Here is a 23,605-nt window from a genome sequence, read left to right on the forward strand (position 1 = left end):
GCGGAGCCTTCGCATGCCTCATTCAAACGTACTAATCTTCAAAGTACTCCTTACTTTTCTCTTCTTTTTTTCTTCTGGTTTCGCTCGCGCCGACGTGGGTTTTGAGCACGGTGTCAATGTATCTCATTGGATGGCCCAGCATGCTGAGGGGAAATACGCATCGAAGGATAAGTTTGATGCATCAGACGCAAAATGGATAGCGTCAGAGGGCTATGACCATTTACGTATACCTGTTGATGGTCGAATATTATTTAATACACAGGGCCAATTAATTACCGAAATGCTACAGCCGTTTTCACTGGCTTTGAGCTGGGCGAAGGAAAATGAGTTAGGAGTCATATTTGATATGCACTATCTACCTGGGAATGCATTTTTGAACGAAGCTGAAGATAACTTGCTTTGGAAAGACCCCCATTTGATGCAAAGCGCGGCTGACTTTTGGCGTCAACTGGCCGAGTTTTATAAAGGCGAAGGCGGTCACCTTAGGTTCGAATTGTTAAACGAAGCGGTTGCGCCAAAAAATGAAGACGTAAATAGAATGAACAGAGCTTTGGTTTCGGCGATACGTGAGGTTGATACAGAGAGAGTGCTGTACGTTTCTTCGAATCTGTGGGGGCAGTTTTCTACGGCTGAAGATGTGCATGTATTTGAGGATGACCAGAACGTTCATTATACCTTTCACTATTATCACCCCATGCTGTTTACGCACCAAAAAGCATCTTGGACTGATTTTGGTCGCTTATATGATAAATCGGTTTCATTCCCTGATCGACTCGGTGATTTGCAAGAGTATTTCCCTGAAGGGCACTACGCATTAACTGCCGAGCACACGGAAATTAGCGAAGAAAAAGTGATTGAGGATTTTCAAGCGTTGTCAGCGTGGGCACGGAAGAACGATGTTAAGGTTCTGCTATCTGAGTTTGGCGTTATTAACCACGCTGATGATGAATCTAAAGCACGATGGGCGTCCTTGGTTCGACGGCTCTGCAAAGAGCATGGTTTTGGGTGGTCAGTGTGGGATTACAAGTCTGATTTTGCCGTGCGCGGCGTTGATGGTGAAGGCACGGCAACTCATCATGCATTGACCAAGGACTGATTCTATTCATTGCTTTCAAACGCTAGCGTGTAAATACTGGCGTTTGAAGGAGACCATCAATGATGACGTTAAACCAGTTATCTAAAATTTAAGTTGCGTTGAAAAAAAGGCAACATATCGTTTTCAACTCGCCCGTTCGGCACCCATTTTTCCGACCATGGCCCACCATTAAACTCTTCAGCAATATGCTTGATGCCAAGGCTGGTTAATTGCCGGGTAAGTTGTCTACAACCGAGTATGTGAGCTTCGTTTGCGTCGTATCTGCCCCAATCAAAGCCGATTGCTTTCAATGACTTTAAGTTGTCTATATGAGATTCAACCACCCGTGTGAGAGAAAAGTTGTTTCTAAGGTTTTTGAGATGTTGTGTGTTTGTGACTAATTGATCTCCCTGAGGTTCAGTAATCCAGTCAACGTAAAATGGCGGTTTATTTAGGTTAGGCGCAAATGATTGAGCCATCATCAAAAAAGCATCGTTGTATCCACTCGTACCTTGAACATCAGCGTAGGACTTAGCGCTATTGAGGAGTTCCCAGTCGGCGTAATTCCCAGTGAGGCGATCCCCGGTTCCGGTACCCACGGGGTGCAATGCGTAGACACTGGAAAATACCTCGGGGTGGTTCATTGCTATGCTTAACGCGCCATGTCCTCCAAAAAAATCACCACTGATGGCTCTTGAATTCTTATTTTTCAGCGTCCGGTAACGTGCGTCAATTTCAGGTACCAGCTCTTTAACAATGTGCTCGTGCCAACGGCCTGCGACTGAATTATTCCCAAAAAAGGTTCCTGCTCCGTGTGTCGTTGTGTAATCGCCAACCACAAAGATGAAATCTTGAATTAATCCCCGCTCAACTGCCCTGGCGAATGTGTCTTGAATCCGTTCTTCCTCTGCCATCTGCCTATTGCTCCAATTTGCGTTATGCAGATAATGAATAACTGGGTATCGGCGGTCTCCCAGCTTATAGCTTGGTGGCAGCCAAACCATAACTTCTCGATGAGTGTCTAGGTCTGTCTTGTTGTCGGATAGGATGGTTGAATTAAGGGAAAATTTTTCAATTGTCCAATCGGTTGAATTGAATTGTGTGTTTGCAAAGATTAGCGGTGATAGCAGGTAAAGAGTGGCCGCGATCAATAATCGAATAGTCATAGTAAACTCCATGGTTAGAAACAAAGAGCAATACTCAACCTACAATCAGGTTTGTTCGACCGTTCCGATCGGAATGAACCTAACTGAGAGTCTTTTTATAAACCAAACTGTATTGCGGAGTTATTGTTTCTCAGCGCCTCTGCCGACTAAGAAGCGGTACAGAGAAAATGGCAGTGCCTTTATAAGGTAAGCTAGCCATCGCCATCGTCTGGTAATGTAAACTATTCGTTGTTTTCGGACGATGCCCAGATAGATTTGATGGGCTGCTTTGGTTGGTGAGGCAACCCAAAATAGGTCGTCGCCTTTTGCCATGGCTGTATCGACAAAGCCGGGTCTGATGTCGGTGATAAAAATATCTCCCTGTCTGGATTCACGGCGGCACGCTAAACCTTCTAAGTAAGAAGATACGAAAGCCTTAGAGGCATTATAGGAGGCAAATGGTCCGCCTCGAACCGCGGCTACTGAAGACATGCCAACAATATGCCCTTTGCCGAGTTGGCAGAAATAGTGATAGGCCATGTTGGCAATGGTGGTAAAGCCTGTCACGTTGACGGAAATGGTGTCGAGATCGTCCTGGAGGGGGAATTCAATGTTGGTGGTCCCTACTCCAGAATTGATTATTACGATATCAATTGCGCCCATCTCAGCCGCCAGCGTGTTAAATGCGACGATTGAGTCTTCAACGCTACTCAGATCGAATTGAGCGGTGTAGCATCGGGTTGGTAGTTCCGCTTTTAAAGAATCGAGAAGTTCTCTGCGTCGCCCTGTTATACCAACCTCGTGTCCATTTTCTGAAAAAACGCTTGCTAGGGCTCGTCCGATACCCGATGTGGCACCAACAATAACAACCTTCATAGTTTATGACCTTGTATTAGAACTCATCGTGGATGCTCAGGTTTGATTTTTCAGACGTTGCCTGCCGTAACAAACCTTAATGTCTTAAGATTTGTTCTTTAGTCTGCTCTGTTGTTTTGGCTTGCCCGCATCGACAGTGTATCGAGAAAACCCATTGCAAAAGCCGATACGACAAACGTCAGGTGAATGATCACATACCAAAGTAGTTTGTCATTATCGACGGTTTCGGCTTCCATAAATTTCTTGAGTAGGTGAATGGAAGAGATTGCCACGATGCTCGCCGCTATCTTCGCTTTTAGCGAAGACGTGTCCATCTTGCCCAACCAACTTAATTTTTCTTCGTCTTCGGCGATATCAAGCTGGGAGACAAAATTTTCATAACCACTCATCATCACCATGAGCAGTAGGCCGCCAACCATGGCCAAATCAACTAAACTCAGGACTACTAGGATCATGTCTGCTTCGGACATGACGATGATGTCGGTCATTAGGTGAGCGAGTTCGAAAAAGAATTTGACGCCTAACGCCAATATGGCAATGCTAAGGCCTAAGTAAATGGGCGCCAGCAACCAGCGCGCTCGATACATTAAGCCTTCAATCAGTTTTTCCATGATAAGTGTTTACAGTATTCTCAAAGCAAGGAGATTCTATCAATAGAATTTGAGTTCGGCATTACCTTTGAGTAAGTTTTAGTTATCTAAATATAATTTCGCCAATTCATATTTCTTCTGCAGTACACTGCTAGGACATTGGGCCCATCTTGGCTTAGAATTTTAATCTCCCCCAACGTAATCGAGACAATATGCCACCAGATATTGAATCCACGATCTTAGATCAATCTTCTCAGCGCAAAAACACGCTAAAAATTGCGATTATCTTGTTTCGATTTGTCAGAAGTGATGGCGAGGCGAAGATGCTCGAGTTGATGCATATGAGCGAGATTTTAAGAAAAGATTTTTCCTTGACTCAAGTTGAATTAGAAGAGGTGTTTAAACTTGCTGATCGAATTGATAAGAAAGGCGAGAGCACTGAAGATATTTTGGTCGCTGTTCGAGATCAGTGGAGTGCTCAGGATAGGGCGAAGCTATTAGAATACCTTTGGATAATTGCGTTTGCAGACGATAAGATCGATGCAAAAGAAACCGGTCTAATTGAAACCATCGCTTCGCAATTGGGTTTAAGTCGAATGGATCAGGCCAGAAGCCAAGAAAAGGCGGAAACTCATTTGGGTTTGTGAACCCAAGTTTATTGAATAGTCAATTTGATAGATGGCCGGTTAAACCTATGTGTTTTTTATAGGAAACACTAACTTACGGCATGGAGTCTGGTTTATCGCCGTTGAAGATCACTCGGTCGCCATTTATCGGGTGTTCAAACTCGATGCTCTTAGCATGCAGCATCAGTCGTTCTGCCATTGACGTGCTGTTTATGCCATTGAGCGTTAAACCGTATAAATCGCATCCTATGATCGGATGACCGATTTCACGACTGTGAATTCGAAGTTGGTGCGTGCGCCCAGTAGTCGGTGAATACAGTACACGCGTTGTGTTCACATTAGCGTGCGTGGTCTTAAGATATTCAATAACCTGATAGTTACTTTGGGCTGGCTTGCCTGTACTTAAACATACTTTTTGGAAGGGAAATTCAGCCTTTGCTATTGGCGCATTAATGCATCCTTGCTGGGGTTTTAATTTGCCAAGAAGTATCGCCTCGTAAGTTTTGGTGACAGATCGCGCCTGAAATTGCTTAGTTAAATGGGCGTTTGTACGTTTGTTTAGCGCCAAAACCATAATACCGGAGGTGCCATAGTCCAATCGGTGTACCATCGTTGCCATGGGGTATTGTTGAACTAAGCGAAAATGAACAGAATCTTTATTTAGGGGGTTCTTACCTGACAAACTCAGCAACCCTGAAGGTTTATTGACTATTATTAGGTCAGAATCCTCGTAGATAATGTCAATTTCTTCATGACAAGGAGCAACCACAAATGAGTCGATCATACGATTTTTAGTGTCACTATCATGAGTCATATCGATGATGCGTGGTAACCAAGAGGTTCGAAGGAAAAGAGCTCAATGAATAAAGAAACGTATTGTAGCTAAGGCAGACTAACGGCTGTAAAACACTACTTTATAGGTCATTTTTCACTATCTTTTTGCGGCCATTCTTGGTCGATTTACGGGCCTTTTTGGGTCTTTTTGAAGTCGACTTAACGTCGTCTTGCTCAGTCTTAACGCTCAGCCCTGTGGCTTGCTCGAGTTCCATCAAAGATTGGTCCATATAATCAATTAGTCTCTGCACCTGTGGCATAGAGCGGCGGCACGCTGTAATGCCAAAATCTACGTTTTCATCATAAGAAACCAGCGTTATATTTAACGCGACTCCTTCGGTGACGATAGAGGCAGGGTAAATGCCATCTAAGCGAGCGCCGTCCCAGTACATTGTCTGACGAGGGCCGGGAACATTGGAAATAATGGTGTTAAAGGGGGGCAATTTGCTCATTAACCCAAGGGGCATTAATAATAGTCCTGGGCTTTGTAAAAGCTGGAGCATTAGGGCTGCTTCTTTGGGCTTTAATCCTTTGAAAAGGGCTTTTCCAGCGATCATTGAATCTTGAATTTTGGTAAAGCGTTGTATGGGATCAGCGATATCCGTTGCAAGGTCAGCGACGATGGCACCGACTGCGTTGGAAGAGTCAATATCACCTTTTTGACGCAATGAAACAGGCACCATTGCCTTCAGCGACTTTTCGGGTAGCTCACTGTGATTTTGCATGTACAAACGCAATCCACCCGCACACATGGCCAAAACAGCGTCATTGAAGGTGCCATCAAGAGCCTTTCCAGCGGCGCGAATTCGTTGAAAAGACCATGATTGTGCGACAAATCTGCGAGCACCATCCACGTGAGTATTGATAGAGCTGCGTGGTACATTTTGCCAAGGCAGGGCCAACGCACCGCCCTTGCCCATCCAGCCGCCAATTAAACGTTTGATTGAGCCGAATAAGTGGGTGCTACTGTTTAGGAATTCTTGCAACGATTCAGCCACATTACGAATCTCTTGGTCGTTCATGCCTTGTGAACGTATGCTTTCTAATTGGGCGCGATATTTGCGTTGTGCCTCTATTGAAAAAGCCGAACCTTGGCTGCGAGCATCGCGGTCATAAGAGTACATGCTTTGCGTTAGATGCATAGAGCGCGCGCCGTCTACCGCTGCGTGATGGAATTTGGAGTACGTGGCGAATTGGCGGTTTTGCAAGCCTTCGATTAAGTGCATTTCCCATAACGGACGGTTTCGATCGAGTAATGTGCCATGCAAACGTGAAGCCAATGAAAACAGTTCTCTGTAACGGCCAGGCTTAGGAAGTGCGGAATGACGAATGTGATATTCCAAATCCAACGTCTTTTCCTTTTCCCAATGCAGCGGGCCCGCTAATTTCAAGCGCCCCATTCTCAGTCGGTCACCAAAGGGCGATTGAAGGTCATGGTCTGATCTAAGGGTGTCTGCCAAATTGTGCAAAAACTCCTGTTCATCTGCGCCAGGCGGTAACGTAAACAGGTTAATACCACCGACGTGCATGGGTGTTTCTCGAGTCTCAGCGAGTAAAAACCCCGTGTCCATCATACTTAGTTTTTTCATGCTTGAAGCAACCCTACTGTCGATGTATCTGAATCCACTGAGCAACCAGTATACTCAAACCTGCATCAATGGGTAGGCCTTAGACCGACTGGCTATTAATGCCCATGGTCTCAGAAAAAAACGTGAGAAAAAGAAAACCATTTTCAAATAGCGCCGTCTTACTTGTTATATGCAGACTGAAATCGAACTCATTAATCTGGTAAAAGCCGGAGATATGTATGCTTTTCAACGGCTTGTCGAACTAAATAGCGGCAAGATGTTTGCGGCTGCCTATCGAATACTCAAGCATAAAGAGCAAGCAGAGGATTGCGTGCAAGAAGCTTTTCTTAAAGTCCATTTGAAGATAGATACGTTTAATCAACAGTCAACATTCAGCACTTGGCTGTATTCGGTGACCGTCAATGTCGCGCTGGACATGCTGCGTAGAAACGCGAAACACAGCCAGTGCTCAGATTATGACTTTGATCAACTTTCAACGCCTGAATCAAATGGTCCGGAAAAAGCAGCGTGGATCAGTGACATTGGTGGGGTTACAGAACACGCAATCAATCAATTGAATGACGATGTCAGGGTTGCGTTTGTATTAAGGCACTACGAAGAACGAAGTATTGGTGAAATCAGCGAGATGTTGAAGCTCAATCCGAGTACGGTGAAGAGCCGAATATTTAGAGCGGTGCAGCGACTTCGTAAAACGTTGAACTCGTTGGAACACAAGGTGGGCGAATATGAAACAGTGGACTGAAGAAGATCTTATTTTACTTTTCTATGGCGAGTTGAGCGCTGATCAGGCAAATCAGCTAAATGAGGTTTTGGCTCGTTCTACCGCACCATCAAGAGCATTGCGAGCTCAGTATGAAGCTTTAAAGGAGGCTCTAGGACCAAGCTTAGAATTCGATGTTCCAGCACCCAGCAGTGGCCTAAATGATCGGATAATGGCGGCGGTTAATGTTGCTGAGTGCGATAAGCAAGAACGACTTAGGTCGATCGTTACAGTAGAGCCGGAAGCTGATCTAAGCGTTTTCTCAAGAGTCAGCCAGCGGTTGTCAGACTGGTTTGCAATTCCACGTGGGCAAAATATCAAATCTGCTTTCGCTTTCACAGTCCTTGCCTTGATTGGCATCTTTTATCTAGGCCGATGGTCAGCCGACCCGGTTAGCATGCCTATTGTCACGATTGATAAGCAGGAAGTTGATCAACAAGGACCTCGTTCTGGTCAAGAGCTGGGTCGTAGAGTGTTGTTAACCAACGTTAGCGCTCACATCGAATCAGGGCAGCGACTGCTGACACTGGTGAGTAATGGGGGGGAGAGTATCGCTCAAGACATAGAGCCTCGTAGGCAAATGATTGAGGATCTAATCAGCTTTAATCGTTTGTATCGTCGCATGGCCGAACAAAAAAATGACGCGATGTTAGTGTCTGTTTTACAGCAAATGGAGTCTACGTTATTAGAGATTAATCACACGAGTGGTGATGTCGCAGACTGGCAAAGCTTACAACGTCGATTGGCAGACAGAGACCTTCTATTCAAATTGAAGGTGGTGGACAACAAGATAAATCGAGAGCTTATCTAGGGTTTGGTGCTTAGTGTTTTATTGATTGGATCAAAAAGAAAACCATTTGAAAAACTCAACGTCAAAGAGTGTAAGTAAGCAAAGATAACCGGAGTCCCAAGGCTCCAAATATGAGGGTAACGTAATGGAAACATATCAACGGAAACCACACCGAAGAAAGTCGGTAGCGATTGCTATTGCGATCTGCCTAGCAGGTCAAATTTCGTTGGCCAATAACAGCCTGTATGAAAAAGGTCAGGTTCAGTTAGATAACAAGGAATTTCAGGCAGCTCAAAACACGTTCGCTGAATTAGTCAGCGCCGGCAAGGAAAAGCAAGACATGGCGTTGTATTGGCTGGCCTATTCGCAGTATAAAAATGGACAAACTAAGGCGGCGTTAGCCAGTATTTCCACGCTGGCAAGCAGTCACCCCGACAGCCGTTGGTTGGATGACGCGGATGCACTAAAAATCGAAATTAAGGATCAAACTGGTCAGAGTCTTAATATTGACGACGAGGAGATGAAACTCTATGCCTTGAATTCCCTAATGAATTCGCCATCTGAAAGATCAATAGGAATTTTGCAGCGACTGCTGGCCGGTAATAGTTCAATCAAAATTAAACATCGTGCGCTCTTTGTGCTTAGCCAAATAGATGATCCGCAGGCCTTTGAGTTAATCGCATCGTTAGCTCAGGACAGCGCTAACAGCGATCTACAGAAGGAAGCAATCAATGTGCTCGGAATCTCAGGTTCTGTCGAATCATTGAGTGTGTTAACTAAGGTTTATCGGGCCACTGACAATGATGCTATGAAAGCGAAGATCTTGCACAGTTACATGGTTGCAGGCCAGGGGGAACCGATTATCGCCTTGGCCAAGAGTGAGTCTTCTCCAACACTTAAAAAGAAAGCGATTCATTTGATCGGCGTGATGTCAAAACCCGAAGTACTGCTTGAGATGTATCGTAGTCCTGAGTTCAGCGATTATCGAGAAGACATATTGCATGGCTTAGCGATAGGTGGTGGAAGCCAAGCGTTAGTTAAAATCATTAATACCGAGAAGGATCAGTCATTGCTGGTCAATGCGGTGCAAAAAATGGGTATTACTGGCGATGCTGAGACCAGTAAGAAGTTGGTAGCGATCTATAAGGAAAACAATGACGGAGAGATTCGTAAAGCAGTTTTGCATGCTCTATTCATCCAGTCGAACGCAAAGGCGCTTACGCAGATAGTTAAAGCCGAAAAAGATCCTGAACTAAAGCGCGAGGCATTGCAAAAGCTCTCAATAATGGGGTCAGATGAGGCTCTTGAATTCTTCGAGAATATTCTAACGGAGGAAGGCTAATAACATGAAGACCTCACAATTTTACTGCCGCCTCAGCAAGAGTATGATGTTGATATTCCCACTCATACTTTCAGTATTTAGCGCAGCGCTCGCTGAAGGGGCATCGAGTGATGACTTTCAACTGAGTATTAAGCAAAGGGTTGTCAAAACCGAAAACTCGATTTCCGATATTGGCGCGCAATGGTTTAAGTATCAAGTAAGAATGGAGCCCAACAATGGTATGCCATGTTGCCTGATTACCAACGACCAGCCTGTTTGTACCTTAGAAGACAGAACAAACAGTTGGTCCTCAACGTTGGGCGAATTAGGGGACTCTAAGACCTTGGATATCTATTTTCAGGTAGATAAGGGCCGGCCAGTGGATCTTTTTTTCGCTGGCGGCGAGTGTGAAGTAAACGTTGGTAGAAGTAAGGTTGTTACGTTGGCTGGAGTATCGTCGCAACAAAGTCTGATGTACTTAGATAACATGACTGAACGTGGTTCTGAACTCAACGGTCTTGAACATTCGGCATTGGCCGCAATCGCATTGCACCAAGGCCACGAAGCACATGCATTGCTTAATAGGTACGCTGAAGGCAATAATGAAAAGCGAAAGTACCAGGCTATATTTTGGTTAGGAGAAGCTCGAAATGCCGCGGGCTATGATTCGCTTTTACGCTACATAGAAACAGATCAGGAGCGTAAAACGGTGGCTAAAGCGGTGTTTGCTTTAAGCCTTAATAGCGATCAAAGGTCGCCCATAAAGCTAGAACAATTAGCAAAGTTTGGACGTAGTGACCAAATTCAGTCGGAAGCGATATTCTGGTTGGCGCAACACTATCCTTCAATGGCAATGTCAGCGATAAACCATATTATAGATAACAATCAAAGTGAGTTGGTGCGCGGCAAGGCCGTACTTTCGTTGGCCCAAATTGGCAGCGATGAGAGTTGGGCGAAGCTAACCGGCCTAGCTAAAAACGCGTTTAACCAAGAGACTCAAAAAGAAGCGATATTTTGGTTGTCGCAAAATCATCGTCGAAACCCCGTGCCTACGCTAATGGAAATAGTCGGAAGCAATAGCCCGGAGGCAGTAAAGAAAAAGGCGGTGTTTTCGATATCTCAAGTTAGGCCAAGTGTGTCTACAACAGCACTCAGAGACTTGATTGATGGGCCATTTACGGCTTCGGTCAAAAAAGAAGCGCTATTTTGGTTGGGTCAATCAGAAGACCCTTTAGCGCTGGATTTTCTTGAAGGGATTTTGACGGCAACTCATTAACTGAGTTGCTCGTCTTCTTTTTGCGTGGTGTCGTCAACGTAATTTCTTGGTTCTCTGAGGCTAAAGAGTTTAGTAGAAACTCACTCGCTTTTTTAGCTCGTGGCCCCTCGCGTAAATGCAGATCAAAAAATGAGCCAATTGAAATGCGTGTTAGCCATTGCTGCCTTAGACCATTAAGTGATTTACCGTCTATCGTCGGGCACGGCGTACCCGCCTTGATATCTCGTAAAACATCGTCGCTATCAGGCAGTGCCGCATTCCAGCGTTCGGGCAGTTCGAGCTTGGACAACATCATATCCATAAACAGGCAACCCAAGTCATCTGGGTTGTCCATCCATCGCAAGGGATTTCCAATGTTGGCGAACCCCAAATGCGTGCCCTTATCGATACTGATAAACCACCCGCGCGCGTGACGTTTCATCACATTAGTGGCATTTTTTTGCTCAGGAACGACTCGGTCCATTGAGCCTGAAATAAGCAATGAGTTTAGGTCGGGGTTGCTCTCGAAAAATTGATTGTTAAACGCTTCCAATGGAGGCGCCATCATGACAGAGGCTTTAATGCGGCTATCTTTAAGTTTAGGATGATATGAGACTAATGCGGTTGTTAGACCACCTAAAGACAAACCCATGGCGCCAATAGACGATTCATCGATACGCTGAAACAGTGCGCTGTTCGAATCTTGGTTAAGCTGTAAAACATGACTGATGACGGCGCTTACATCCCCCGGTTGGTTTGCTACATCTAGAAGTTGAGGAACATCCGCAGGAGATCGCATTGTGCTCAATGGAAAGTTAACGGACGCAACCACGTAGCCGTTTCGAGCCAAATAGTTAGCAATGTGGCGGCTTTCGTTGTTTTGGCCGCCAAACCCATGGCTGTACACAATTAAAGGGAGGTCACCTGATTGACCTTTGGGAAACCAAATGTTGCCTTTTAACGTTCGTTTACGATCGCCTTTGAACCCGCCCATGGCTGGCGTTTCGCGATCAGTGTCAATGATCGTTAAGCGCTCTTTCTCAACGTCAAAGTCCCCTTGCTCAAGCCACTCTTTCGATTTGCTGGTATTGATTAGATCTGTGGGTGGGTGAAGAAGCCAAAGACTAAGTAGTAACAGGCTGGCAAGGACGCAAGCCCAAAACAGCAATTTGGTGAACGTTTTTATTATTTTCATACACCAACTTTAGCATGTTCACCCAACGTACGGCTGACAACGTTATTGTTTGGGGCTTGAATAGCGTAACGGGACTCACTCAATCTTGGTTTTCTATGGCCCGACGTTGAGCGATTCCTTCAATTTGTTGTTTGAGTTGATCGTCTTTACTGATCATCTCGCTGAAATCTTTGGTGTGCAGAACGAGGAGTTCGCTAAATCCGTCAGAAATAACGCTTGCGATTCGAGGCTGTTGGTTGAGCAAAGCCATTTCTCCGAAAAAGTCTCCGCTTCCGATAATGACGGTTTGTTTGTCTAATTCTATTCTGATTGCGCCTGTGGAGATAAAATACATGGCGTCAGGCGGGCTACCTTTTTCAAAAATAACCTCACCAGGCAAGGCGAGCCTCGGTTTCAGAAGTTTGGCGATATCGTGTTGAGAACCTTTATCTAAGGATTCGAAAAAATGCATTTTTGAAACCAAGGTGGTTGCGTCGAGACCAAGATCAAGGCTTAGGTTTTGTTGCAGTTCTTGATATCGGTCGGCCATGTCTTGCTTTAATTCACCGGCGACCTCTTTGCTGATCAAGGAATTTGCCATCATGTCCTGATATTGACCTAGTTCTAGGCGCATCGCTGTTTGCTGTAATACTCTTTTTTTCAGGTCTTTGGCGTAGTCTGGATAGCACACCTGTAGAACCTTCAGAGATTGTTCGGTTTCTAAATCTCGGCGTTCTAGTATTTTTTGCAGTTCATCCGAGGCTTCTTCGCCTATCATTTCAGACATCTGTGTTTTAAGGTCTTCTTTGAGTTGGTGTAGCACGGTGCATTGAGCTTCTAAAACTTGGAAACGGCTGGTTAAATTTTTGGCTAATAAGCCACTGTTTCCAGTCGTGCGCTGAATAAACATTGCGAATTTCGTGTGCCAGTGAAATCCTAACTTTTTACGATAGTCATCCAAATACGCGGACAGGCCGCCGTGCTTAATGCTGTCTCGCGCATCGGCCGCTTGGCGAAATAGGTGTCTTGCCGTGTCGGGTGAGATTTCTCCACGGTCTAGCATTTTGGCATAGGCTTTATTTTCATTCAGACAAACCATGCGTAACCCGATTAGAAGCCAGTCTTGGTCGCTAAGCTCATCGGGTCTGACCCGGGTTGAACTTGCTTCTATCAGTGTTAGGTAAGGTTGAATCACTTGGTTTGTTTGTTCTTCACCCACGTGCATTGCGCGAGCTGTTCCCTTGACGCGCTCACTGACGTTACTCATGGCTTTGGAGAATGCTCTATCACGAATGGCGGTATCGGCGGGACCTAATTTAGCCAAGCCAAAAGCTCGCATTACCAAGGGGACAGTGGTTGCATTGATGGCTAAGGTAAATAGCACAAAGCCCGTTACCATCACACCCACAAACTCTTGAATTTCGGGCGCGAAGCCATCGTTCTCTATCACGGCCAAGGCCAGCGCTAATGAGACCGCTCCGCGTAAACCACCCCAAAACATCACAGCTCGGTATCCCGTGCTGACTTGGGTTGACCAACCCAATCGGCTCATTAACGGAACAAGTCCAAATATAATGGCAAAACGGGCTGAAAAGCCGGTAAACAAAAGCACGACTAACCACATCAGTTGTTGGCCATTCATCGCCGCCATTATGGATGGCACTTTCAGACCTACAAGTATGAATATAACGGAATTGGCAATGAATCCTACCTGCTCCCAAACTTCCTCTAACCCATGCCATGCGCTTTGCGTGATGATGCTCCTCCCTCGTGACCCGAGTACTAATGCTGCGGTGACCACGGCCATGACTCCAGACACATGCAGGTTGTGCTCGGCCACGATGAAAGACAAGTAGGCCAAGGATATCGTGAGAGTGATTTTGGGTAGGTTGGAATCACCGATGTGCATTAACAGAAAGCAGCTGAGTCGGGCTGTAATGTACCCAACGGCAATGCCTCCAAAGAAGACCTTCAAAAATGACGCGATACCACTCAAAAGCGTTGGATCGGACTGCCCCAGAAGCATGGCCGAGATAATGGTGAAAACCACGATGGCAGTAGCGTCATTAAACAGGCTTTCCCCCTCCACTAGAATAGCCAATCGTTGTGGCGCGCCCAGGTCTTTGAAAATTGCCACGACGGCAACGGGGTCAGTGGCTGAAACGATAGCACCCAGTAGTAGGCAGGCCAGTAGTGGTATATGGGTTAAATGGGACATGGTGAGTCCAATCACCGCCGTTGAAATTAACAACCCTAGGATTGCCAACATTAAGATTGAGGAAATGTCGTCAAATAGGCGTCGGACGTCAATGGCCAGTGCGGATTCGAATACAAGTGCTGGGAGGAATACAAAAAAGACGGCTTCTGATGTGATCTCAAGCGAGTTTAGTGCATGGACGAATTCATGTAAGAAGCCGAGCCATGGAATGGTTAAGATTACGTTGGACCCAAATCCTATCAAGACACCAATTGCAGCAAGCATGACGGTAAATGGTATTTTGAGACGTGCAGCCAGAGGCACAACGAGCACAGCCAGCGCAAGCAGCCCGCTTGTACCTAAGACCATGAGCATAGTAGCGTGATCGGTGGTTTGGGCTATTTCAACGGCTTGATCTATTGAAGCAGAATCGTTGCTCACAGGCATCCCCTTTTATTGTCGTTCAGTGAGTATAGCAGTTGTCCTCGATTTTGATTTTCTTGCTCAACGTGCCAATGTTTTTAACTTTTTACCCACTTCGACAATTGCCTCTACCGCCGGCTTCAATTCTTTTCCTAATTCGGTCAATGAATATTCAACAGTTGGCGGAGACGTGTCCATCACTTGTCGATGAACCACACCTTCCGCGGCTAGCATTTTTAGTCGTTGGGTCAACATCTTTGATGAGACGCCTTGTAAGTCGTGTTTCAACTCAGAAAAACGTCGCGGTTGTTCGCTTAGGAACCAAATGATGTTGGGTGTCCATGCCCCACCAATAATACTCAGACACTCTCCTAAGGGGCAGTTTTCGGGCGGAGGAGTCACTTTGTTTTTTCTTCGTGGGATCACGTAAGTCACCTTTCGATTAGTGTTGGTTTCTTGTTGGTAACCTGCTTACCAAATGGAAATCGGAGAATTCAGTATACAGTGGGTATTAAGTATACAAAAGTAACTCGGCTGTTATAGAGTGCGCGAAACGTAACCAAATTTAGTAATTATATGAACAAGTTTACTTCTACTCTGGATTTGAAATACCCAATAGTGCAAGGGCCATTTGGAGGGGGACTTTCCAGTATCGAATTGGTGAAAACGGTTTCAAATTTTGGTGGGCTGGGTTCGTTCGGAGCTCATCACTTATCGCCGGAACGGATAGAGGTGTTAGTGAAGGAGTTGAATGCCGCCACCAGTGGTGCTTTTTCAATCAATCTGTGGGTATCAAATAATGATCATTATATTAGTGCATTGAGCCGCTCTAAATACGCCGAGTACGCAAAACGCTTTGAGCCGATTTATGCACGTTTAGGTGTTCCCGCCCCGCCATATAAAGAATTCCTTTCGGAGGACTTTGACGAGCAATTGCAAGCGGCAATCAGTGCAGCCCCCCCCGCGATTAGTTTTGTTTTTGGGGTGCCGAGTGCGGCGGCGTTAGCTGAGTGTCGACGTAAAAACATCATTACGATGGGAACAGCCACCACACTAAAAGAGGCGCTGATGCTAGAGGAAGCTGGGGTGGACATTATTGTTGCCTCTGGATTTGAAGCCGGTGGTCATCGAGTGTCGTTCTTGCAAGAGCCTGAAAACTGTTTGATGGGAGGAATGGCATTGATTCCTCAAGTTGCTGATCGAATTAGTGCGCCGATCATTGCCGCGGGTGGAATAGCCGATGTACGAGGTGTGCGGGCCGCGATGTCGCTTGGAGCCCAAGGAGTGCAAATTGGTACGGCATTTTTGGCTTGCCAAGAATCAGGGACCTCTGATTTACACAAACGGGTTTTACGTAAGAATCGAGCACATCAAACGGTGTTAAGCCGTGCTTACACAGGGCGACTAGCGCGCTTTATCGAAAACGATTTTATTCGTGAGATTAACAATGCTCCAGATCTGCCTCTGCCATTTCCAATCCAAAGCTATTTTGCCGCCCCCATTAAAGAGGCGGCAATCGAGCAGGGCAGTGCCGGTTTTGCAGCCCACTATGCGGGGCAAAATGCTCCGCTACTGCATCACTCAAAAGCCATGGATCTTCTCGAATCCCTTGTCGTGGATTTCTGAATGACTGCCATGGATTACCCAGAATCCATAACCCAAAACCTATAACCTAAACGAGACTAATACGATGTATAAACTTTACTCACTGCCGGGTACCTGTTCGACCGGCATAAACGCATTGCTAACCCACCTTGGGGAAGAGTTCGAGATAATCAATCCTGCACAATTGCCCGAATACAAAACGATTTCTCCAACTGGGCAGGTGCCTGCTCTTGATGATGACGGGTTGATCATTACCGAGGGTGCAGCCATTGCGTTGTACGTACTGGAAAAGCATAACAGCCGGTCTTTAGCAGGAGAGCCTTCACAAAAAGCTGAATTTTTGCGTTGGTTGATGTTTAACTACGCGACATTACACCCGGCCTACTCAAAGATCTTCACCATGAGCAAAGTAATGGAACACGATCCGGAGCTTAATGAAGTCATACAAAATTTGGCGGACCTCGTCTCGAAGACTTGGTCGATTATCGATGAACGGCTGGCTAGTCAACGTTTTGTTGTTGGAGATTCCGCTACGATCATCGACTATTTAATCGCTATTTACGCTAGTTGGGGGAATTATTTTCCCAATCAACAAATACAGATTGGTGATAATACGAAAGAACTTATTGGTCGAGTTCGAGAATTACCAGAGTTTATTGCCGCGTATAAAAAAGAAGGAATCGAGTATTCTCTCTAAGAAGTACCCCAAGCAAAATACTCAGGCTATACCCATTCAAAAACGGGCATAGCTTGAGTGGGCTTAGAATCCTATAAGCCCTTGGGAGTGTGGGGAATCAGGTTAACGCCTTGATTTGAGAAAGCGCGAATTCGATTTCGTGTTCATTGTTCAATAGACTCGGTGCAAATCTGGCATGGCTGTTGCGGTATGGTGTATTACTCATAATCACCCCTTTATCGTGCATCTGTTTTACCACTGTTTGCGGTAAGACACCCTCAACATCAAAACACACTAAGCCGGAAGATAGCTGGTTTGACATGGGTGTGTGGAGAGTAACGCCAGCCATTTTCGCTAGCCCTTCTTTGGTTTGCGTGTTTAACTGATGGATTCGTTTCTGAACATTTTCTTTACCGAGCGCCATGTGTAAATTAAACGCTTCGGGCAAGGCCCAACGGTGCTCAAAAGAATGAAATCCTCCAGGCGACATGTGTTCGCCGATTGGAACTTGCGCTTGAGTCGCTTCACCAAGCCAAACATCGTAAGAACGGCTAAAGCTGGGTATCACCGCTTCTGATCGAGACCACGCTTTCTCATTGCCCCATATTAGACCAGTTCCTCTTGGGCCAAAAATCCACTTGTGAGTACCTGCAATAAAGAAATCGCAGCCTAATTGACTGATGTCTTGATCTTCGATTCCAAATCCGTGGACACCATCCACACAAAACAGAATTTGATTTTCACTATTGCGCCCAGCATTAACGTCTCTGATTGCATTTGCCATGGCCCGTATAGGTAACTTTACGCCAGTGGACGAATGCACCCACGTGACAGCAATGGCGGCTGTTTTATTATTGATGCCGTTGATTAGATTTTTCACCAATGACTTTTTGCTCACGGTGGCAGGGTTTTCGTAAAGGGATATTTGTCGTACTGTGGCTCCCGTGCGCTTAGCGCGCTGAGCCAAAGATAAATCCGTGGAGTAATGGTCATGAGTGGTTTGCAGGATTTCCTGACCAGGCTGTAACTTTAAACCACTGTAAACTAGGGCAAGTCCCATGGTCGTGCTATCAGTTAATGCAATTTGAGAGCCCGCTCCGCCCATGTAGTTAGCCGCGGCGGCGGAAATATCACCATCAATCGTTTCAAAATGATGATGCCAGTAGTCGGCGGGGTTTTCATCCAATGCTCTTCGATGCTTCTCGATTGCGTCCGACACTGGTTTGGGGTGTGACGCCAACAAAAAGGTCGATAGCTGGACGTAGTTTCGAGTCAAAGGGAAAAGGTCTCGCAAGGCTTTCCAGTCTCCCGGGTTTATTATTGAACTAGCGCCTTTTGCTGATTCAGAAGCGTTGACACTACTTTTGGCACCGGAACTGGTAGCCGATAAGCCTGCCCCCATTGCCAATCCACCTACGCTAAGAAAATCGCGTCTCAACATACTATTTCCCTCTGACATGCCATTGATTTATTGGACAATAGACCATTATTATTTATTCGTAAAGACAAAGTGTCTAGGAATCGCGAATTCTTTGGGTAAACAAACGTAAGGAAATACACTGATAAATACATCAATGATAATGAGAGTTGATATGTGGGGGAATCGGCTCTCAAATAATACTCATTAGTTTCATATTGAATTAAAACGGCAATGGATACCTGGTTCCGTTTGGGTGCTTTTCACACTATAATTTGGCGATGTTGATTCATACTAGTGACGTCGAATAAACTTGAGAGGTAAATTAGCTACCTATAAATACGCTGGCGCCAGTTCACCGCGATTCGCTTTTGATGGTTTATTCAACAGTCCTTTTGGTGTGGTACTTAGCACTGCAATATTAGGCGTAATCATCTATCTTTGCTCTCAAAGCAATACCCCAATCCCTTACTTTTTCGGCGCCATGGCCTGCATGGTCTTTCTCTATTTTTTCATTGCTGGGAAAGGACCAGGAATCATCGTGTCATCTAAGTACTTTGTGTACGACACAAAAGCCATCTTGTATGAAAATGTTGAATTGATATTGGTTGATGAAGCAAAGTTGTTGTTTACGCTTAAGCATATAGATGGGTCGGTCGTACATTTACATGCCAATAAATTTCTAAGTAATGCCAACAAGGAATGGAAAATCAAAAAGAATAAACAGGAAAAGTTTTATAAAGTTATCACCAAGATCATAGACAGTGCTCTCCGCGAAAATAAAACCATGACGCTGGCCGTTCGCAACGTGAGCCGACTTAAACATTATAAGCGAGCGGTGTTCTCATGAGTAACGTTAAAGCGCACGCTGAGTTAGACATAGGTATTGCACTACCCAGTAAATTCATTCATTTACTGTATGTGCCCACCATATATTGCAACCTGGGATGTCAATACTGCTATTTAGGTAAACAAACTGATACCAAGTCCTTAAAAGAAGATGCTGAGAGAGCGGTTGAGACCCTGGAGTACGCACTAAAATACTTTGCCGATGATAATATTTTGCCGTTTAACTTGTCCTTGCATGGTGGCGAGGTAACGGCCATACCTGGACAAACCATGTCGGCTCTGTTCGATATTATTTCGAATCATTATCTAAGCAATTATGATCAGTTGATGGCTAACGGATTTCGTAAACAAACTCCGCATATAAAAACCAATTTATACAATTTTGATAAATACGAAGAGATGTTCAGAGCGCATCACGTTTCCATTAGCGGCAGTGTTGATTTACCACTATTTTTGCATGAAAAATACAGGACGACTAAAACCAATAAATCGACATTATCGAAGATTAAAAAGAACATAGCGTTATTGGCTGAATACCCTCACAGCAAAAAGTTATCCGCTACCTTGTTTAACGAACATTTCAATCACACAGATAGACTGATCGAAGATATTTGGACTATTCACAACGAACTTCACTTCGACATGAATAACTTTAACTTTATGTTCGGGTTTGAGTCGACGTTAAACGATATTAAATTCAAAGATACACAAGGTATGGATACCGAGTCGGTGGAGGATACGTTACAAGTCGATTTTTATAGAACCATGAAGAAGGCATTTGTAGGAACTGAATTAGAATGGGGCTTCAAACGAAATTGGTTTGATGAATTTACGCCAAGTTATTGTACTAGCGCGGTAAATTGTGGTGATCGGTTTTTCTTATTGCAAAGCAACGGAGATGTCTATTCTTGCGTAAGAGGACAAGGGGCAAAACGATTTTACTATGGCAATATTTTTAACGTTCCTGCTCAAGAGATACTGCAAAACGGTAAGCACAATATTCGATCTGTTCATCAGAAAAACGAGCTTCACACAGACTGTCTAAATTGTGACTATCTTAAAATATGCAATACAGGCTGTGCCTATGTAAAAGAGGAACAAGGCGCTAAAAAGTCATATACCTGCTCATTGCAAAAAGAAATATATAAGGAATATCCTCAGCAATACAAACCGGCGAGTGAAGGAGAAAAAGCGCTCAATTTAAATAACTATCTTGCTGAAATACACCCGAGTTCGATAGAGCGAGTGAAGCCAGCTAATTCGCTTCCCAAGGACGCGATGAACTTATCATCTGACTTTTACGATGAAACGAACGCGTTGGGCCGTTTGATTGATAATGATGAGATTTTGAAGGACCTCTATTCTGACCGTAATTTCGTTATTGAGATCAATGACGACTGCGAATTTTTGAGTTCTCAAATACTGAAAGTTAATCGCTCACAGCATTTTATTGATAAGGATGATTCGATTTCGCTGCATATTCGTAAGAGTATTTTTAAAGCGAACTGTATCGACATAACCACCAATGCGCTTTACATTCAGCTATTGAGAGACACGAAAGTAGTTTACGGTGATGAACAAAGAGAAAAGCAGGAGCACTTGCTTAATCAACAAGTTTACTACAATCAATTGGAATCTTCAGATAAGGGGGATCAATGGCTAAAGATGGATTTAATGCCTTTTTTAACGTTGATTGAAAGTCAATTTTTGAACGATGTGGCTAATAATCTATTTGTGACGACGAATTCGCTGAGAGATTATCACTATAAAAAACAACAAAAGAATGCGTTCTATCATATTCAAGCAATCAACTTGCCATTTCAGAATATCGAATTTTTTTGGTGTAAATGAGGAGGTTATAAATGTTGGGATTTATTGGTGTTCAAGGTATTCAATCCATCGTGTCTGGTGCAAGGCAATTGCTTAAGGTAGCTGAAGTAGAACTAACAGAAGCCGCACAAGTAACGGAAAAAATAGCCAATTTTTTATTAGAAAACCCATCTAGATCAACGTTTGTGGTCTACTCTTATCCGTTCATCCACTGCCATACAAAAAATGGTAAATCGAGCGACTTTCGCTTGAATTCAGGGCTTGAGGATATTGCGATGCGATTTACTGGGAAAAAAATATCCTATATTAACCGCGTAAAGTATTTAAAACACGGAAGAGTCGTGGTGTTGGGTACACGTGAAAGTGATTTTGGTGTTGAAGTCGAGTGGTCAAATAACAACAACAATAACAATAATAATAACAACAACAATAACAACGGTTGAGGCAGAAAGAACTCAATGGCGGGGTCGGCAATGTTTGGTTGGCAAAAGTGCCTTTCTCGACGTTGATAAACTAATTGCGTGTCAATGTCTGAGTTTTTTTACCTTACGTTTTCATTTTAGCCAAATAGATGGTGTGTTTACTGCCCTTTCCTTTGTGTGCTCTTACTGTTTGGAAGCTTGCGGCGAAGCCGGCCTTTTTAAGTCGTTTAGTGAAGCGTGGATCGTGCCAGGCCGACCAGACTCCAAGTACGCCGTTTGGACGCAGTCTTTCTCGTATTGAATGAAGACTGGCCATGGAATAGAGTTCGCCATTGTCGTCATGAGTGAACGCTTCTGGTCCGTTATCTACGTCAAGCAAAATGGCGTCGTATTGGGGTTGCTGTGGTAAAAATAATTCTGCCACGTCACCTAAATATACCCGTGTTCTTGGGTCGTTAAGAGGCCTGCCAGCGCATTCTCCTAAGGGCCCCTTATTCCATTCGACGACGCCTGGTACCAGTTCGGCCACAGTGACTTCAGCGCTCTTTGACGTGGCGTTTAATGCGGCAGCTAATGTGAAGCCCATGCCCAATCCTCCGACCAAGACCCTGGACTCTTCAACTTCTTGAAGGTGCGCGCAGCCAAGTTCAGCAAGCGCCACTTCGGATGAATACATTCGGCTCGACATCAAATCGCCATTTACCCCAATCAGCGAAATTGAGAATTCGTTATCCCGCTGGGTTAGCTTTAACTCCCCACCGTCGTTGGGAATGGGGGTTGTGCCTAATACTATAGTTGGGATCATGTTAATAATGCGTTGCGAGTTAGGTGCTGAATAAAATTCTAAATACGGCCTAAAAGAGCCAAAGAAGTTAATCGTATTATTAGTATGCATTGCGATGCTAGGTAAGCACTTTACCAGCTTTATTGTAAAACGCGAATGGCGGTTGTGATCTAAACAATATAGGTGGCTATCGGACGAATATTTTTGTCTATGCGCTGCGTCGTTTCCAAAACACACTTTCTGACCATCGCTGCTCTGTGCGGTAGAATTCGATTAAATTATGCCGGTAGGCATCACTTACGTCGCGTAGCTTTTGAGCATAGGTTTTGGTGGCGTGTGGGGCGCCGGATAAGGTTTGGATAATAGATTGCTTTGCTAATAGAGCGGTTGTTAGCGCGTTGAACATACCTTGAGAGGACAATGGATCAAATGCGAGGGCGGCATCGCCTATGGCCAGCCAGTTTTGACCAGCGCTCTGCTGAGAAAAACTACTGTTAGCTGCGCAAATGGTCAGGTTCAAGTCTGGGGCTTTCGGTAGAGTTACGCCAGCGGAAATCAGTTGTGTCGACCTTAGAGCGTTTGACCAGTGATTTGGTTTGCGCATGATTGACGTTATGGGGAGGTCGCTGTCAGTGTGAAATGAAAGTACGCATTTCCCGTTGGGCAAAGGCGCTCGGTACCACCAACCATGTTCAACCGCTTCGATCATTGTTGTGCCAATATAGCTGCGCGGCATGGCGGTAAGGGCCTCTGTTTGTTCACATACAGTGTGAATCGCGATGGCCCGATCTTCGCTAACGTGTTTTCCGCCAAGCTTACGAGCAACCACGTGCGAGCGGCCAGAAGCATCAACCAAAAACTCAGCGCTAAACTTATTCAGGCCGTTCGGGTGCTCTACGCCGATGGACCAGCCAGTGTGACTACTTTCTAGCGACTTTACTCGAACGTTGTAGAAGAAGTTAACGCCATTATCGATCGCTATTTGGGTGATGGCTGAATTCAACGACCCTCGATCTAAGTGCAGACCGGTACCATCTAAACTGTCAAAAAAATCTTTTCTAAACGGCTTAGAATGGCCCCAAATCGAGACGACTCCTTGATAATCAGTGTGCGATGACTGCTCAAGAGCCTTACCCAATCCGAGCGCTTCTAATGATCTTAGAGCGGCGGCGGGCAATGATTCGCCAACTCGATCTTTCGACAAAGCTTCTTCAGCTTTCTCCAACACCAAGACCCGGTACCGCGAAGCCAAAGAGGAAGCGAGGGCTGAACCAGCCATACCCCCACCTACAATGACCACATCGTATTCCAACGTACTGGTTTGTAGCGCCTCAGTAATGGAGTCGGTCGATGGCATTGCCGATCGC

At 45.0% G+C, this 23,605-nt stretch carries 22 protein-coding genes; 11 read left to right on the plus strand and 11 right to left on the minus strand.

The features are described 5' to 3' along the window. The first annotated feature begins 13 nt into the window (after positions 1-13). Positions 14-1,096 carry a glycoside hydrolase family 5 protein gene (locus tag ABWW54_RS03185; RefSeq protein ID WP_353410034.1) on the plus strand — a complete coding sequence of 361 codons (1,083 nt, stop codon included), beginning with the start codon at positions 14-16 and terminating at the stop codon, positions 1,094-1,096. A 77-nt stretch (positions 1,097-1,173) separates the two neighbouring features. On the opposite strand, the gene ABWW54_RS03190 is transcribed toward ABWW54_RS03185, so the two are convergent. The 3 genes from ABWW54_RS03190 to ABWW54_RS03200 all read right to left on the minus strand — a co-directional run bounded on the left by ABWW54_RS03190 (position 1,174) and on the right by ABWW54_RS03200 (position 3,707). Continuing rightward, the gene (locus ABWW54_RS03190) at positions 1,174-2,241 is read right to left on the minus strand and encodes an alpha/beta hydrolase (protein ID WP_353410036.1); all 1,068 of its coding nucleotides are present in this window, start codon (positions 2,239-2,241) and stop codon (positions 1,174-1,176) included. Between the two features lie 120 nt (positions 2,242-2,361). Then, positions 2,362-3,096 (minus strand): SDR family NAD(P)-dependent oxidoreductase, encoded by a 735-nt coding sequence (locus ABWW54_RS03195; RefSeq protein ID WP_353410038.1) that lies wholly within the window; start codon positions 3,094-3,096, stop codon positions 2,362-2,364. A 98-nt stretch (positions 3,097-3,194) separates the two neighbouring features. Continuing rightward, positions 3,195-3,707 carry a TIGR00645 family protein gene (locus tag ABWW54_RS03200; protein WP_353410040.1) on the minus strand — a complete coding sequence of 171 codons (513 nt, stop codon included), beginning with the start codon at positions 3,705-3,707 and terminating at the stop codon, positions 3,195-3,197. A 191-nt stretch (positions 3,708-3,898) separates the two neighbouring features. On the opposite strand from ABWW54_RS03200, the gene ABWW54_RS03205 reads away from it, so the two are divergent. After that, positions 3,899-4,333 (plus strand): tellurite resistance TerB family protein, encoded by a 435-nt coding sequence (locus ABWW54_RS03205; protein ID WP_353410042.1) that lies wholly within the window; start codon positions 3,899-3,901, stop codon positions 4,331-4,333. A 73-nt stretch (positions 4,334-4,406) separates the two neighbouring features. Here ABWW54_RS03205 and ABWW54_RS03210 read toward each other — a convergent pair whose 3' ends face one another. Further along, positions 4,407-5,126, minus strand: a complete 720-nt coding sequence (locus ABWW54_RS03210) for an RluA family pseudouridine synthase (RefSeq protein WP_353410044.1) — start codon at positions 5,124-5,126, stop codon at positions 4,407-4,409. A 100-nt stretch (positions 5,127-5,226) separates the two neighbouring features. Then, complete coding sequence (locus tag ABWW54_RS03215; protein WP_353410046.1) at positions 5,227-6,735, minus strand: WS/DGAT/MGAT family O-acyltransferase; 1,509 nt, start codon at positions 6,733-6,735, stop codon at positions 5,227-5,229. A 169-nt stretch (positions 6,736-6,904) separates the two neighbouring features. Here ABWW54_RS03215 and ABWW54_RS03220 point away from each other — a divergent pair, with 169 nt between their 5' ends. From ABWW54_RS03220 to ABWW54_RS03235, 4 genes are all read left to right on the plus strand, one after another. Beyond that, the gene (locus ABWW54_RS03220; RefSeq protein ID WP_353410048.1) at positions 6,905-7,477 is read left to right on the plus strand and encodes an RNA polymerase sigma factor; all 573 of its coding nucleotides are present in this window, start codon (positions 6,905-6,907) and stop codon (positions 7,475-7,477) included. Beyond that, a complete protein-coding gene (locus tag ABWW54_RS03225) occupies positions 7,461-8,306 on the plus strand; it encodes an anti-sigma factor (protein ID WP_353410050.1) in 846 nt (281 codons plus the stop codon). Before ABWW54_RS03220 ends, ABWW54_RS03225 begins: the two co-directional genes overlap by 17 nt. 124 nt (positions 8,307-8,430) lie before the next feature. Further along, positions 8,431-9,627, plus strand: coding sequence for a HEAT repeat domain-containing protein (locus tag ABWW54_RS03230; RefSeq protein WP_353410052.1), 1,197 nt, complete (start codon positions 8,431-8,433; stop codon positions 9,625-9,627). 4 nt (positions 9,628-9,631) lie between these two features. Beyond that, entirely contained in the window at positions 9,632-10,882 is a 1,251-nt protein-coding gene (locus ABWW54_RS03235) for a HEAT repeat domain-containing protein (protein WP_353410054.1), read from the plus strand. On the opposite strand, the gene ABWW54_RS03240 is transcribed toward ABWW54_RS03235, so the two are convergent. The 3 genes from ABWW54_RS03240 to ABWW54_RS03250 all read right to left on the minus strand — a co-directional run bounded on the left by ABWW54_RS03240 (position 10,794) and on the right by ABWW54_RS03250 (position 15,081). Next, entirely contained in the window at positions 10,794-12,056 is a 1,263-nt protein-coding gene (locus tag ABWW54_RS03240; RefSeq protein ID WP_353410056.1) for an alpha/beta hydrolase family protein, read from the minus strand. The genes ABWW54_RS03235 and ABWW54_RS03240 overlap by 89 nt on opposite strands. Before the next feature lie 79 nt (positions 12,057-12,135). Continuing rightward, complete coding sequence (locus ABWW54_RS03245) at positions 12,136-14,673, minus strand: cation:proton antiporter (protein WP_353410057.1); 2,538 nt, start codon at positions 14,671-14,673, stop codon at positions 12,136-12,138. Between the two features lie 63 nt (positions 14,674-14,736). Next, entirely contained in the window at positions 14,737-15,081 is a 345-nt protein-coding gene (locus tag ABWW54_RS03250; protein WP_353410059.1) for a winged helix-turn-helix transcriptional regulator, read from the minus strand. A 150-nt stretch (positions 15,082-15,231) separates the two neighbouring features. Between ABWW54_RS03250 and ABWW54_RS03255 the strand changes: the two genes are divergently transcribed. Further along, positions 15,232-16,281 (plus strand): NAD(P)H-dependent flavin oxidoreductase, encoded by a 1,050-nt coding sequence (locus tag ABWW54_RS03255; protein WP_353410061.1) that lies wholly within the window; start codon positions 15,232-15,234, stop codon positions 16,279-16,281. A gap of 64 nt (positions 16,282-16,345) precedes the next feature. Further along, positions 16,346-16,957, plus strand: a complete 612-nt coding sequence (locus ABWW54_RS03260; RefSeq protein WP_353410063.1) for a glutathione S-transferase family protein — start codon at positions 16,346-16,348, stop codon at positions 16,955-16,957. A gap of 97 nt (positions 16,958-17,054) precedes the next feature. Here ABWW54_RS03260 and ABWW54_RS03265 read toward each other — a convergent pair whose 3' ends face one another. Continuing rightward, entirely contained in the window at positions 17,055-18,377 is a 1,323-nt protein-coding gene (locus ABWW54_RS03265) for an aminotransferase class V-fold PLP-dependent enzyme (RefSeq protein ID WP_353410065.1), read from the minus strand. 289 nt (positions 18,378-18,666) lie between these two features. Here ABWW54_RS03265 and ABWW54_RS03270 point away from each other — a divergent pair, with 289 nt between their 5' ends. The 3 genes from ABWW54_RS03270 to ABWW54_RS03280 are packed head-to-tail and all read left to right on the plus strand — an operon-like array spanning position 18,667 to position 21,475. Continuing rightward, the gene (locus tag ABWW54_RS03270; RefSeq protein ID WP_353410067.1) at positions 18,667-19,203 is read left to right on the plus strand and encodes a hypothetical protein; all 537 of its coding nucleotides are present in this window, start codon (positions 18,667-18,669) and stop codon (positions 19,201-19,203) included. Next, positions 19,200-21,053, plus strand: coding sequence for a radical SAM protein (locus ABWW54_RS03275; protein WP_353410069.1), 1,854 nt, complete (start codon positions 19,200-19,202; stop codon positions 21,051-21,053). The genes ABWW54_RS03270 and ABWW54_RS03275 overlap by 4 nt, the downstream gene beginning before the upstream one ends. Before the next feature lie 11 nt (positions 21,054-21,064). Then, positions 21,065-21,475, plus strand: coding sequence for a hypothetical protein (locus tag ABWW54_RS03280; RefSeq protein ID WP_353410071.1), 411 nt, complete (start codon positions 21,065-21,067; stop codon positions 21,473-21,475). A gap of 103 nt (positions 21,476-21,578) precedes the next feature. Here ABWW54_RS03280 and ABWW54_RS03285 read toward each other — a convergent pair whose 3' ends face one another. Both ABWW54_RS03285 and ABWW54_RS03290 read right to left on the minus strand, forming a co-directional pair. After that, positions 21,579-22,259 (minus strand): spermidine synthase family protein, encoded by a 681-nt coding sequence (locus tag ABWW54_RS03285; RefSeq protein WP_353410073.1) that lies wholly within the window; start codon positions 22,257-22,259, stop codon positions 21,579-21,581. Positions 22,260-22,446: 187 nt separating this feature from the next. After that, positions 22,447-23,595 (minus strand): tryptophan 7-halogenase, encoded by a 1,149-nt coding sequence (locus ABWW54_RS03290; protein WP_353410075.1) that lies wholly within the window; start codon positions 23,593-23,595, stop codon positions 22,447-22,449. Positions 23,596-23,605 lie beyond the last annotated feature (10 nt).

The organism is Arenicella sp. 4NH20-0111, from assembly GCF_040366405.1.
Taxonomy (GTDB): domain Bacteria; phylum Pseudomonadota; class Gammaproteobacteria; order Arenicellales; family Arenicellaceae; genus Arenicella.